The organism is Aliiglaciecola sp. NS0011-25 (genome assembly GCF_040370605.1).
In the GTDB taxonomy this organism is placed as follows: Bacteria; Pseudomonadota; Gammaproteobacteria; order Enterobacterales; family Alteromonadaceae; genus Aliiglaciecola; species Aliiglaciecola lipolytica_A.
The window spans coordinates 189,205-201,500 of record NZ_BAABWR010000002.1; the positions used below are offsets into that span (position 1 = coordinate 189,205).

Sequence of the window (12,296 nt, forward strand, 5' to 3'; positions counted from 1 at the left end):
TATATTATGCGCGCCCTATGCAGAAAGTGAAATTGCCCAAGTTTATCGAACCAGTCAAAAGTGCTACAAAACGCTCTGATTATCAGGGTGTGATGATGACTTCTGACATGGCGCGTTTTCTTAGCGCAGTGGCCACCGCTGCTGATACTGTTGAAGCTGAAGTAAGATTCGATAAAGACGAGCAGGGTCTGAATTTTTTTCAAGGACAACTATCAACATCAGTGGAGCTTGTCTGTCAGAGATGTAATGAGCAATTTGCTCATTCAATTCACACATCATTTTGTTTTAGTCCGATTAGACGGAAAGCAGTTGAAACAGATGATGCAGTTGAATTGCCGGACATTTACGAACCGGTAGAGGTCAATGACCATGGAGAAATCAATCTACTGCAGTTGTTCGAGGATGAACTAATATTGTCTTTGCCTATTGTCGCCCTTCATGCAGAGGAGGATTGCAAAATAAAGCGGGATGAGATGCAGTTTGGTAAGATTGAACCGGCCGATGAACGTCCAAACCCTTTCGCGGTTTTGAAAGAACTTAAGCGAGACTAGGAGTAATGTAATGGCTGTACAAAAGAACAAGAAAACTCGTTCAAAGCGTGGTATGCGTCGTGCACACGATTCTTTGACTGGAGCGACTTTGTCTGTAGATTCAACTTCAGGTGAGACGCATCTTCGTCATCACGTGACTGTTGACGGTTACTACAAAGGCAAAAAAGTTATCGCTGACTAGCAATGACTTTTAGCCGTCTAACCATTGCGTTAGATATTATGGGGGGCGACAACGGCCCCCATGTAACTCTTCCTGCTGCTTTAAAAGCACTGCACGAAATTCCCCATTTGCATTTTATACTTTGTGGTGATGAACAAATCATTTCCAAAGTTATTAGCACCCAAAATAGATCAATCCAAGAACGTGTTGAAATTCAGCATTGCTCAGAACATGTTGCTATGGATGAAAGACCAAGTTCAGCCCTGCGAAATAAAAAAGATTCGTCCATGCGCCGTGCTTTGGAAAGAGTAGAGTGCGGTGATGCTGATGCATGCGTTAGTGCCGGTAATACTGGTGCGCTATTGGCTATTGCTTATCATGTGTTAAAAACCTTACCAGGTATTGACCGGCCAGCCTTAGTATCTGCATTACCCACTGATGATCATCATAAGTTGTTTCTATTGGATTTAGGGGCTAATGTTAATTGTGATTCAGAAACCTTATTTCAATATGCGGTTATGGGATCGGTTTTAGCACAGGAAGTCGCTGGAGTTGATAATCCAAGAGTGGCTTTGCTAAATGTTGGTGAAGAACAAATTAAAGGCAATGACCAAGTAAAATTTACTGCCCAGTTGTTACAACAAGCTCCAGGAATAAATTATACTGGTTTTGTCGAAGGTAATGATATCTTTACTAATTGTGCTGACGTTGTGGTAACTGATGGCTTTGTTGGCAATATCGCTTTGAAAGCTTGTGAAGGTTTAGCGACCCTTGTTTTAGAAGAAGCTAAGCGCGTATCCAATGAAAACTGGTGGACAAAATTATTAGCCAAAATAGCCCTTCCACTGTTAAGAAAAATCTATCGAAGGGTGAACCCCGACCAGTACAACGGCGCTAGTCTGATAGGATTGCGCGGAATTGTGGTCAAGAGCCATGGTAATGCTTCTTCGGATGCTTTCTTGTTTGCGATTAAGGAAGCTGAACAAGAAGTACAACGGCAAGTTCCGAAAAAAATAAAAGATAAAATTGAATCCGTTTTAATGGAGCGCTCTTAAAATATGTACTCAAGAATAATAGGTACTGGAAGTTATTACCCTGCAGAAGTTCGTACCAACGCAGATCTCGAGATGATGGTAGATACGACTGATGAGTGGATAACCGATCGAACGGGAATAAAAGAAAGAAGAATTATAGGAGCGGATGAAACTGCTGCAACAATGGGATATGAGGCATCGCTTAAAGCCATTGAAGCTGCAGGTATTGATAAACGCTCTATAGATATGATTGTGTGTGCCACGACAAGCGGACGATACGCTCTTCCTAGCACCGCCTGTGAAATACAAAAAGCATTAGATATTGACGGCATCCCTGCGTTTGATATCGCTGCTGCATGCGCTGGCTATTGTTATGCCCTGAGTGTTGCAGATCAATACATTAAAACAGGCATGGTTAAACGGGTTTTAGTTATTGGGACGGATTGTTTGTCTCGAATGATCAATCCCGAAGATCGATCAATGCTGATTTTGTTTGGCGATGCTGCTGGCGCAACACTGCTTGAAGCCAGTGAAGAGCCTGGTATTCTGTCAACTCATATTAATGCTGCTGGCTCCTACGGAGATTTGTTACAAATTGGACATGTTGAACATGGCAATGAACAATCTGTGCATGAAAACTGGGGTAGCATGAAAGGAAATGAAGTCTTTAGAGTCGCTGTCACTAAACTTAGTGAAGTCGTCGAGCTGACTTTAAAAGCAAATAATATGGAAAAATCGGATTTAGATTGGTTGGTTCCTCACCAAGCAAACTTCCGGATTATTAAAGCAACGGCCAAAAAGTTAGAAATGTCTTTGGACCAAGTTGTTCTAACCTTAGAAAATTACGGTAATACATCTGCTGCAACAGTGCCAACAGCACTAGATAAAGCAATACGAGATGGGCGTATACAACGTGGCCAAAATCTATTGTTAGAAGCATTTGGTGGTGGATTCGCCTGGGCAGCAGCGCTCGTAAAATATTAATTACTTTTGTTTAAATACACCCAAGGTATGATTTATGACTAAACAAGCTTTTGTGTTTCCCGGTCAGGGATCTCAAACAGTTGGAATGTTAGCCGATCTGGCTGCGAAGTATCCACAAATTCAAACGACTTTTAGTGAAGCTTCTGAAGCCTTAGGTTATGATTTATGGGATTTAGTGCAACATGATGAAAATCAGCAGCTGAATCAAACCCATATAACTCAGCCTGCGCTCCTTACAGCGAGCGTCGCAATCTACAGATTACTCATGGATTTAGGTTACGCCAACCCAGACTATATGGCTGGGCACAGTTTAGGTGAATATTCTGCGCTAGTGTGTGCCGATGTGATTGGCTTAAAAGAAGCCGTCAAATTAGTCGAAGCTAGAGGACAATTCATGCAACAAGCTGTCCCAGCAGGTGAAGGGGCTATGTATGCCATCATAGGCTTGGCAGATGATTTAATTCTAGAAGCTTGTGAAAAGGCGCAACAACAAACTGGTGAAGTTGTTTCAGCGGTGAATTTTAATTCACCTGGACAAGTGGTTATCGCCGGAACTACCTCAGCTGCAGAAGTCGCAGCAAATTTGTGTAAAGAAGCGGGTGCAAAAAGAGCCTTACCATTATCGGTTAGTGTGCCTTCGCACTGCGCATTAATGAAGCCGGCAGCTGAAAAGTTAGCTGGGTTAATTGAGTCAATTGCATTTGCAGAACCGAGTGTTGCGGTCATTAATAATGTCGATGTAAATTCACCTAAAGACGCAAATAGCATTAAAGACGCACTTGTAAGACAGCTTTATTGTCCGGTCAGATGGACAGAGACTATTGAGTCTTTAGCTAGTCAAAATGTTGAAAAAATATACGAAGTCGGGCCGGGAAAAGTACTTATTGGTCTTATAAAACGTATCAATAAATCCATAGAAACAGACGCTTTGAACACGGTCGAATCAGTCCAAAATCTACTGTAATAGGGTATTAAAATGAAGGATTTAAACGGAAAAGTTGCTCTGGTAACTGGGGCAAGTCGAGGTATTGGACGTGCTATCGCAGAGTCACTTGCAGAACAAGGAGCTGTGGTAATTGGCACAGCCACATCTGATAAAGGTGCTGACTCAATTACTGAATACCTGTCTAAATTCGGTGGTCAAGGTCTAACGTTAAACGTAACTGATCAGGCATCTCTTGATGAAGTATTAGCTAAAATTAAAGAAAATCATGGCGAAATCGATATTTTAGTGAATAATGCAGGTGTGACACGTGATAATTTGCTGATGCGAATGAAAGATCAGGAATGGGAAGATATTATAAATACTAACCTAACTCCAATTTTTAAACTGACTAAAGCGGTTTTACGTGGCATGATGAAAAAACGCAATGGTAGAATCGTCAATATTGGTTCAGTTGTTGGAACCACTGGTAACGCAGGGCAAGCAAACTACGCTGCAGCTAAAGCGGGTGTGATAGGTTTTAGTAAATCTACAGCACGTGAAGTTGCTTCACGAGGCATCACAGTAAATGTTGTCGCGCCAGGTTTTATTGATACAGATATGACAAAGTCATTGACTGACGAGCAAAAAGAAGCCATTTTTAAAGATATTCCAGCTAACAGATTAGGTTCGCCAAAAGAGATTGCCGCGGCTGTTAGCTTTTTAGTAAGTGATAATGCTGCTTACATTACGGGTGAAACTATCCATGTAAACGGCGGTATGTATATGGGCTAATAGACATATTAAACAGTCATGCTTTTTAAGGTTGATTGATAATATATTGTTTATTAGACTAATTTGATTCGGTGGTTTGACCAGATAAAAAGTTAATTGTCTTGCTTGCAAGACAGAGGCTAGCTGAATAAACTACCGGAAATTTAAACTCTAGCTACTTATAGGGAAAACTAGAATCATGAGTAACATCGAAGAGCGCGTTAAAAAAATCATCGTCGAGCAATTGGGCGTTAAAGAAGAAGAAGTAAAAGCTGAAGCGTCATTTGTGGATGATTTGGGTGCAGATTCATTAGACACTGTTGAATTGGTAATGGCTTTGGAAGAAGAGTTTGATACTGAGATTCCAGATGAAGAAGCTGAGAAAATTACTACAGTTCAATCTGCAATCGACTACGTTAACGCTAATAAAGACGCGTAAGATACTCCTATAAACGGCTCAATCTGGGCCGTTTTCTTCTTTATACTTAAAATAATGAATTTTATGCGGAGGCCTATGTGTCTAAACGTCGCGTAGTAGTAACTGGTCTTGGCATGCTGACACCATTAGGTGGAGACACCAACACTACATGGGAAGGCATTTTACAAGGTAAAAGTGGAATAGGTCCCATCACATCATTTGATACATCTGATTTTAGCACTCGGTTTGCCGGTGAGATCCAAGATTTTGATGTGGAAAGTTATATCCCCAAGAAAGAAACAAAAAAGATGGACCGCTTTATTCAATTAGGAATAGCCGCGGGAAAACAAGCCTTAGCCGACTCGAAGTTAGAAATAACAGCTGAAAATGCGAAAAGAGTAGGTGTCGCAATTGGTTCCGGTATCGGTGGTTTAGGCCTTATCGAAGAAAACCATAAGAAAATGTTAGCCGGTGGTCCACGAAAACTAACTCCTTTTTTTGTTCCTGCCACTATTACTAATATGATTTCAGGCTTCTTATCTATTTTTGAAGGACTGAAAGGCCCAAATTTAAATATTGTTACCGCTTGTACTACCGGCGTACACAATATTGGTATAGCTGCTCGCACTATCGCTTATGGTGATGCCGATGCAATGTTAGCAGGCGGTGCCGAGTCTTCAATTTCACCTTTGGGATTAGGTGGATTTGCAGCAGCGAGAGCATTATCAACACGCAACGATGACCCGACTAAAGCTAGCCGCCCTTGGGACAAAGACCGAGATGGTTTTGTTATGGGTGAGGGTGCAGGGGTTGTTATGCTTGAAGAGTACGAACAAGCTGTGGCTAGAGGTGCAACCATTTATGCCGAGTTAGTTGGTTTTGGTATGAGCGGTGATGCCTACCACATGACTTCTCCTCCACCTGATGGTGAAGGTGCAGCAGCTGCGATGGAAAATGCATTAAACGATGCCAATCTACCGGCTACTGAAATCGGTTATATTAATGCTCATGGTACTTCTACACCTGCAGGTGATAAGGCTGAAGTCGCTGCGGTAAAACGTATTTTCGGTGCTGCTGCAGATAAAGTTCTGGTCAGTTCAACTAAGTCAATGACAGGTCATTTACTTGGTGCGGCCGGTTCAGTAGAGGGAATCTTTACGCTGTTAGCCTTGCGTGATCAGATTGCGCCTCCCACAATCAACTTGGATAATCCAGGTGAAGGTTGTGACTTAGACTTTGTTGCTAATACGGCAAGAAAAGTTAGTATGGAATATGCACTGTGTAATTCGTTTGGTTTCGGTGGTACTAACGGTTCTTTGTTATTTAAAAGAATGTAGTATCATTTTAAATTGAATTATTGCTTAGCACATTCAATAGTTTAAGATTAAGCCCAGTTCTTACTGGGCTTTTTTGTTGGTAAAAAATGATAATCGAACTTTCCTCTAATGACCGTATATCAAGCAGCGATAGGATTGCAACCTATGGTGACGGTTGTTTTACGACCATGTGTGTAACAAATAATAAAATTGAACTGTTAAATGCACATATAGCGAGATTAAAAGAGGGGTGTGCTCGATTAAATATCGATTTTACAAATTGGCATAGTTTGCAAGGTAAGCTTGAACAGTTTGGGTTAATTCATGAAAACCAGGTTGTAAAGGCAGTCATTTCCAGAGGGTATGGAGGCCGAGGTTATGATACCGCTGGAGTCACGTCGCCACACTGCTATTTGAGTGTTTCTGACATGCCTAAACACTACGCAGAATTAAGTCGACAAGGTTTGACGCTAGGGTTAAGCACTATCCAACTGGCTAAACAACCTTTATTAGCCGGTATTAAACATTTAAATCGATTAGAACAAGTATTAATTAAACACGAAATGCGAAACATGCAGGTTGATGATGTTATTGTGTGTGACACAGATTCGCATGTTATTGAGTGTAGCGCAGCGAATCTGTTTTGGCGCAAAGGAACACAGTGGTTTACACCAAACTTAGATAATTGCGGTGTTTCCGGCGTTATGCGTAACCATATTGTTAATGTAATGGGGAAATCTAAGGTGCCTTTGGCCATATCAAATCATCCTTTGCAGTCGTTACTCGATTGCGATGAAGCATTTATATCCAATAGCCTTATGAAAATTATCAAAGTCAAAACCTTCGTTATTGACGGACAAAAATTAATGTTAGATAGCACTCAAAGTGTCTTTTCTGATTGGTTCAGTACCAATCAACACGAGGTAGTTTTAAATGAGTAGGTGGTTAAAGTTTTTATTAGCGACCATAGTGTTAAGTTTTGCTGTCATGATTGTATTGGTGTATCAGATAAACACCGCGTTTAACAACCCGTTGAATATAGTGGGTAGTCAAATTTTGGTGGTCGAAAAAGGACAATACGCCCACTCCGTAATAAATAAGTTATATGAACGCTCAATACTAAAGCATCCGGTGCTTATTAAAGCTGCATTAAAACTCGAACCAGAACTAAGTCAAATCAAAGCCGGAACCTATGAGTTGAGTTTAGGAATGAGCGCGCGCAATATGTTTGATAAATTATCCAGAGGATTGGAAAAAACCTATCAAATAAGCTTAATTGAAGGCCTACGTTGGCAAGATTGGTTAGTGCAATTAAACAATCACCCGCATTTAATCAAATCAACAAAAACTGACGAGCAATGGCTGGAGATGTTGTCCCCTGATTTACCGGGTCAGTCTATAGAAGGATGGCTATTGGCAGATACATATCACTTTACCAATGGCACCAAAGTAGAAGACATTGTAAAAACGGCCCATGTAGCATTAAAAAACTACTTAACCAGTGCATGGCAAACCAGACAAATGGATTTACCCTACAATAATCCTTACGAGGCATTAATTATGGCTTCGATTGTGGAAAAGGAAACAGGGGTGCCAATTGAACGTCCAAGAATCGCTGCGGTCTTTGTTAATCGGCTCAATCGTGGAATGCGTTTACAAACAGACCCTACTGTAATCTATGGAATGGGCGATGCATTTGATGGTAATATTAGACGCAAAGATCTGAGACAAGCTACTCCTTATAATACGTATGTTATTAAGCGATTACCTCCAACGCCCATAGCAATGCCAAGCAAACTAAGTATCGATGCCGTATTGCACCCATTGTATACAGAAGAATACTATTTTGTGTCCAAAGGTGATGGCACCCATTATTTCTCAGAAACCTTAAAAGAACACAACCGAGCCGTAAGGCAATATCAACTTAAATAGAAGTAAAAGTAACTAATTGAATGTCTGGTAAATTTATTGTTATTGAAGGCCTAGAAGGTGCGGGTAAAAGCAGCGCAATCGCCACGGTCAAAGAACAGCTCGAACTATCGGGATTAGAGGTGGTTTGTACCCGTGAACCTGGTGGTACGCCTATGGCTGAATCTATTCGTGAATGTGTAAAACATGCTTGGCAGGAAAAAGTGACAATTGAAGCCGAATTGTTATTAATGTATGCCGCTCGTGTGCAATTGCTTGAAAATGTCATCAAACCAAATTTAGCCCAAGGGCGTTGGGTGATTGGTGATCGTCACGATTTATCTTCTCAAGCCTATCAAGGTGGCGGACGAGGTATTTCAAGCCAAAAGATGACTACCTTAAGTCAATTATCATTGAATGGCTTTAAACCTGACTTTACGTTGTATTTGGATGTTGAGCCAACTGAAGGCTTGAAACGAGCTAGAGGCAGGGGAGAGCTTGATAGAATAGAGTTGGAAGACATTTCTTTTTTTGAGCGGACCAGAAATCGATATCTACAATTGTGTGAGCAAGATGACAGCATTTTCACAATCAATACAATGCAGAAAATCGAATTGGTACATCGAGATATTAAGACGGCTTTAACGACCTTTTTAAAGGATCAATCGTGTACCCTTGGTTAGATGAAACCTATCGACAACTTAGTCAACGTGCGCAAAATAGTAGTTTGCATCATGCTCTTTTAGTTAAGGGACCGGTGGGAATTGGCAAAACCGATTTCTGTAATCAATTAGCTAAATCCATTTTATGTAAAAGTCTCTCAAACAAGCCTTGTGGGAGTTGTCAATCTTGTACACTTTTCGATGCACAATCGCACCCTGATTTGCATCGCGTTGTATCTGAGAAACAAATTGGTGTGGATCTGATTCGTGTTGCGATTCAAAAGCTGACTAGCACAGCCCATCTATCGGGTAATAAGACGTTAATTATAGAGCAGGCAGAAAGCATGACTGAGTCTGCTGCAAATGCACTTTTAAAAACCTTAGAAGAGCCCACGGAAAATACATTTTTATTTTTAGTTTCCGCTTATCCTGAACGCTTATTGCCTACTATTATCAGTCGTTGCGAAAAAGTCAATTTACACGCGCCGAGTTTTCAGCAGTGTAAACAGTGGTTAGCCTCCCAAAATGTTGCAGGTGTTAACGACGATATAATTCGTATTTATGGTCAATGCCCATTAAAAATCATTTCTCAGCTGGCCAATAAAGAAGGTTTTACTTTTACTGATTTCACGCAGTCTTTAGATGAGTTAAAAAAAGCACAAACCAGCACTTTAGCACTCGCAGAAAAGTGGCAAAAAGAAGCAGAACAAGTGGTTTTATGGCTGCAATATGATTTGTCACAACTAGCTATGACGGGACTGCATAATAGCTTGTTATGGAAGCTAGAAGATAAATTAATAAAAGCCTCAATTGCTTTGCAAAATCCCGGCGTGAATCGTTTGTTGATATTATCTGATATGTTGACGGATTATCGTCGGTTAATTAGCCAATAAAAAATTATAAGAGGAGTTATTTTTGTTTGTTGATTCCCATTGTCATTTAGACAAATTAGACAAAACAAGCGCAGAACTTAAAGAGGTTATTCACTTTGCTAAACAGCGCGGAGTTGAACACTTTCTATGTGTGGCTGTGTCGGTAAAAGACTTCCCACAAATGTTATCTAAAGTCACTGAACTTGATGACGTTTCTGTATCCTGCGGAGTTCATCCACTGCATCAAGAAGATGCATGCAGTTATGCTGACTTATTAGCCATGGCGTCAAGACCCGAGGTGGTGGCTGTGGGTGAAACTGGTTTAGACTACTTCTACAGTAGCGACACCAAAGAGGTACAGCTGGTATCTTTTGTTGATCATATAAAAGTTGCCAACGAGTTATCGAAACCACTGATTATTCATACTCGTGATGCCCGTGAAGATACTTTAGCGTTGTTACGAGAACACAAAGCTGAACATACTAAAGGCGTTCTGCACTGTTTTACTGAATCTTTAGAAATGGCGGAAGCTGCTATTGAAATGGGCTTTTATATTTCGATTTCAGGAATAGTTACGTTTAAATCTGCTCAAGAGCTGCAAGCAGTAGTGAAAGCATTGCCATTAAACAAGTTGTTAATTGAAACTGATTCACCATGGTTGGCTCCAATACCTTATCGTGGCAAACAAAATCAACCTGGTTATGTGGTCGAAGTGGCCGAATTTATCGCTCAACTTAAAGGCGTGAGTGTTGAAGAACTAGCAGCGGTGACAACTCAAAACTTTTACGATTTGTTTGATGGAATAACCCGTAGATAAACAATAATCTCTGATAAGGCTAGTTTAGACTATAGTTTGTACTTAAATTATTTAGCGTTAGGAGTCGTTTCAGTTGAAAAATCGTTTAAAAACGTTCCTAGTCTGTTTATCAATACCATTTTTTTTAGTTCATGCAGTAGAGTGTGACTTTGATTCTTGGCAAAATTACCAACAAGAAAGGTTGTTACTTAATTCATCTAAGTCAGCCTTTATTTTTCAAACTGAACATAAAGCGATAGACGCTGACGGTGCGCCAAACGCTTATCACCCCGATAATACGGGGTTAGATAATTATTTAAATGCAGGCTATCCAAACCATAGTTGGTGGAATTCTGTTTTAGTTCAAGATCCAAATGATCCAACAAAGCCCTATATTCAAGAAGATGGTGAGTTTGCGGGCTATTTTATATCCAAAACGTCTTTGTTTGATAAAAATAAAGATATGTTGGACGTGTCTCGATATGTTGATGCAACCAAAATTCCGTATTTAGTTTTTCCCGGTAAATTTTACAGTAAAAAAGGGACAGGCCGACTAGGTGATATTGGCATGGCTTTTAACCTCAAATCCGGTGAAAGTAGTGCCTTTGTAGTGGCAGATGTGGGTCCTTCGAACGCCAGTTTGGGAGAGATATCTATGGCTTTAGCCGAAAATCTTGGTGGAACGAATGTAAATCCACGAAATGGGGCTGGCAAACCAAAAGGAAATATTCTTTACGTATTATTCCCATATTCGTCGAAAAAATATCCTTGGCCATTAGATATTGAAGAAATACATAGTGTTGGCAAAGAGTTAGTAGAATCGGTTGGTGGTGCCGAAAGTCTTTTGGCTTGTTCAGCATCAATGTAAAGGTGCCATTACGATGGTAAATAGAAGATAGTTAGGAGTTTTTGTAGATGCGATTTTTAGTAGGTCTTTTTAGTCTTGCCGTGGTTGTGAGTCTTAGCGGTTGTGTGGTGATCCATAAGGAATCATCAGTCGATACCACTAATGAGTTAACCAATTTGAATAGTACTTTGTGGATGCAAACCTCTGCAGAATACCAAGCAAACGCGCTACAAACCTATAAAGCGGCAGAGCTGCAATTAACCAATGCGTTAAATGATACAAGTTGGACTTCAGCCGTAGAACAACAAAATAATTATGCTAATTTACCACCAGCTATTGTATTAGATATAGATGAAACAGTGCTCGATAACTCACAGTTTCAAGCTGATATGATTTTGCATAATCACACCTATGACTCAAAAAAATGGGATCAATGGGTGGCGATGCAAGCCGCACCAGAGATTCCAGGAGCAGTGGCATTTATCAACCATGCTCAACAAATGGGTATAGAGATTATTTATATTACCAACCGAGAATGTAAGGCCAGAAAAAGTGTTTCAGATAGCTGTCCACAAAAGCAGGAAACCATAAATAACCTAAAGAATGTAGGCATAAAACAGGTTAATGCTAAGCAATTATTTCTAAAAAAAGAAAAATCAACTTGGAGTTCTGAAAAACAATCAAGACGTGAATTGGTTGCACAGTCCTATCGTATCATCATGTTGATCGGTGATGATCTAGGCGACTTTTTACCGAATGTGAAATCTGCTATTTCATCAACTACGCGAAAAGAATTAGTCACTCAATACCAAGATAATTGGGGAGTGAAATGGTTTGTTTTAGGCAATCCTACTTATGGTTCATGGATACAGGTTTTAGACAAACCAACACTTCAAAACCTCAAGGGACTTTGATTGTTAGTTAGTCACAAAATCGATGTGGTATTCATTTTAAATTTACGCACGAATGTGCCTAAGCTCTAAATTAACCATCGTTGACCATAAATTTCCTAATTATGGCTTTTGTACACTTTCGTTACAGAGCCATATTAG

15 protein-coding genes are annotated in these 12,296 nt (G+C 40.3%); all 15 read left to right on the plus strand.

The features are described 5' to 3' along the window. Positions 1-17: 17 nt before the first annotated feature. The 15 genes from yceD to ABWV72_RS02755 all read left to right on the plus strand — a co-directional run bounded on the left by yceD (position 18) and on the right by ABWV72_RS02755 (position 12,158). Complete coding sequence (gene yceD / locus ABWV72_RS02685; protein ID WP_216046541.1) at positions 18-551, plus strand: 23S rRNA accumulation protein YceD; 534 nt, start codon at positions 18-20, stop codon at positions 549-551. Positions 552-561: 10 nt separating this feature from the next. Next, the gene (gene rpmF, locus ABWV72_RS02690; RefSeq protein WP_216046542.1) at positions 562-732 is read left to right on the plus strand and encodes a 50S ribosomal protein L32; all 171 of its coding nucleotides are present in this window, start codon (positions 562-564) and stop codon (positions 730-732) included. Between the two features lie 2 nt (positions 733-734). Then, positions 735-1,766 carry a phosphate acyltransferase PlsX gene (gene plsX, locus ABWV72_RS02695; RefSeq protein WP_216046543.1) on the plus strand — a complete coding sequence of 344 codons (1,032 nt, stop codon included), beginning with the start codon at positions 735-737 and terminating at the stop codon, positions 1,764-1,766. Between the two features lie 3 nt (positions 1,767-1,769). Beyond that, a complete protein-coding gene (locus ABWV72_RS02700) occupies positions 1,770-2,729 on the plus strand; it encodes a beta-ketoacyl-ACP synthase III (protein ID WP_303499883.1) in 960 nt (319 codons plus the stop codon). 34 nt (positions 2,730-2,763) lie between these two features. Next, complete coding sequence (gene fabD, locus ABWV72_RS02705) at positions 2,764-3,693, plus strand: ACP S-malonyltransferase (RefSeq protein WP_353368563.1); 930 nt, start codon at positions 2,764-2,766, stop codon at positions 3,691-3,693. A 12-nt stretch (positions 3,694-3,705) separates the two neighbouring features. Next, positions 3,706-4,446: a 3-oxoacyl-ACP reductase FabG gene (gene fabG, locus ABWV72_RS02710; RefSeq protein WP_353368566.1), complete on the plus strand. Its 741-nt coding sequence runs from the start codon at positions 3,706-3,708 to the stop codon at positions 4,444-4,446. A 178-nt stretch (positions 4,447-4,624) separates the two neighbouring features. Further along, positions 4,625-4,864, plus strand: coding sequence for an acyl carrier protein (acpP, locus tag ABWV72_RS02715; RefSeq protein ID WP_008844663.1), 240 nt, complete (start codon positions 4,625-4,627; stop codon positions 4,862-4,864). Positions 4,865-4,941: 77 nt separating this feature from the next. Beyond that, entirely contained in the window at positions 4,942-6,180 is a 1,239-nt protein-coding gene (gene fabF / locus ABWV72_RS02720) for a beta-ketoacyl-ACP synthase II (protein WP_216046547.1), read from the plus strand. An 86-nt stretch (positions 6,181-6,266) separates the two neighbouring features. Beyond that, positions 6,267-7,100, plus strand: coding sequence for an aminodeoxychorismate lyase (pabC, locus tag ABWV72_RS02725; RefSeq protein WP_353368569.1), 834 nt, complete (start codon positions 6,267-6,269; stop codon positions 7,098-7,100). Beyond that, positions 7,093-8,091 carry an endolytic transglycosylase MltG gene (gene mltG / locus ABWV72_RS02730; RefSeq protein ID WP_216046549.1) on the plus strand — a complete coding sequence of 333 codons (999 nt, stop codon included), beginning with the start codon at positions 7,093-7,095 and terminating at the stop codon, positions 8,089-8,091. The genes pabC and mltG overlap by 8 nt, the downstream gene beginning before the upstream one ends. 20 nt (positions 8,092-8,111) lie before the next feature. Further along, on the plus strand, positions 8,112-8,750 hold the full coding sequence (gene tmk / locus ABWV72_RS02735) for a dTMP kinase (RefSeq protein WP_303499886.1): 639 nt from the start codon (positions 8,112-8,114) through the stop codon (positions 8,748-8,750). Further along, positions 8,735-9,622 carry a DNA polymerase III subunit delta' gene (gene holB, locus ABWV72_RS02740; protein ID WP_216046551.1) on the plus strand — a complete coding sequence of 296 codons (888 nt, stop codon included), beginning with the start codon at positions 8,735-8,737 and terminating at the stop codon, positions 9,620-9,622. The genes tmk and holB overlap by 16 nt, the downstream gene beginning before the upstream one ends. 22 nt (positions 9,623-9,644) lie before the next feature. Beyond that, complete coding sequence (locus ABWV72_RS02745; protein ID WP_216046552.1) at positions 9,645-10,418, plus strand: TatD family hydrolase; 774 nt, start codon at positions 9,645-9,647, stop codon at positions 10,416-10,418. Positions 10,419-10,491: 73 nt separating this feature from the next. Further along, positions 10,492-11,265, plus strand: a complete 774-nt coding sequence (locus ABWV72_RS02750) for a glycoside hydrolase family 75 protein (RefSeq protein WP_303499887.1) — start codon at positions 10,492-10,494, stop codon at positions 11,263-11,265. Positions 11,266-11,312: 47 nt separating this feature from the next. Continuing rightward, on the plus strand, positions 11,313-12,158 hold the full coding sequence (locus ABWV72_RS02755; protein WP_216046554.1) for an HAD family acid phosphatase: 846 nt from the start codon (positions 11,313-11,315) through the stop codon (positions 12,156-12,158). Positions 12,159-12,296 lie beyond the last annotated feature (138 nt).

Coding starts and splice junctions, on each gene's coding strand:
- tmk (WP_303499886.1), top strand. CDS start 8,112: ATGTCTGGTAAATTTATTGTTATTGAAGGCCTAGAAGGTGCGGGTAAA.
- acpP (WP_008844663.1), top strand. CDS start 4,625: ATGAGTAACATCGAAGAGCGCGTTAAAAAAATCATCGTCGAGCAATTG.
- fabD (WP_353368563.1), top strand. CDS start 2,764: ATGACTAAACAAGCTTTTGTGTTTCCCGGTCAGGGATCTCAAACAGTT.
- mltG (WP_216046549.1), top strand. CDS start 7,093: ATGAGTAGGTGGTTAAAGTTTTTATTAGCGACCATAGTGTTAAGTTTT.
- plsX (WP_216046543.1), top strand. CDS start 735: ATGACTTTTAGCCGTCTAACCATTGCGTTAGATATTATGGGGGGCGAC.
- fabG (WP_353368566.1), top strand. CDS start 3,706: ATGAAGGATTTAAACGGAAAAGTTGCTCTGGTAACTGGGGCAAGTCGA.
- rpmF (WP_216046542.1), top strand. CDS start 562: ATGGCTGTACAAAAGAACAAGAAAACTCGTTCAAAGCGTGGTATGCGT.
- ABWV72_RS02700 (WP_303499883.1), top strand. CDS start 1,770: ATGTACTCAAGAATAATAGGTACTGGAAGTTATTACCCTGCAGAAGTT.
- pabC (WP_353368569.1), top strand. CDS start 6,267: ATGATAATCGAACTTTCCTCTAATGACCGTATATCAAGCAGCGATAGG.
- ABWV72_RS02755 (WP_216046554.1), top strand. CDS start 11,313: ATGCGATTTTTAGTAGGTCTTTTTAGTCTTGCCGTGGTTGTGAGTCTT.
- yceD (WP_216046541.1), top strand. CDS start 18: ATGCAGAAAGTGAAATTGCCCAAGTTTATCGAACCAGTCAAAAGTGCT.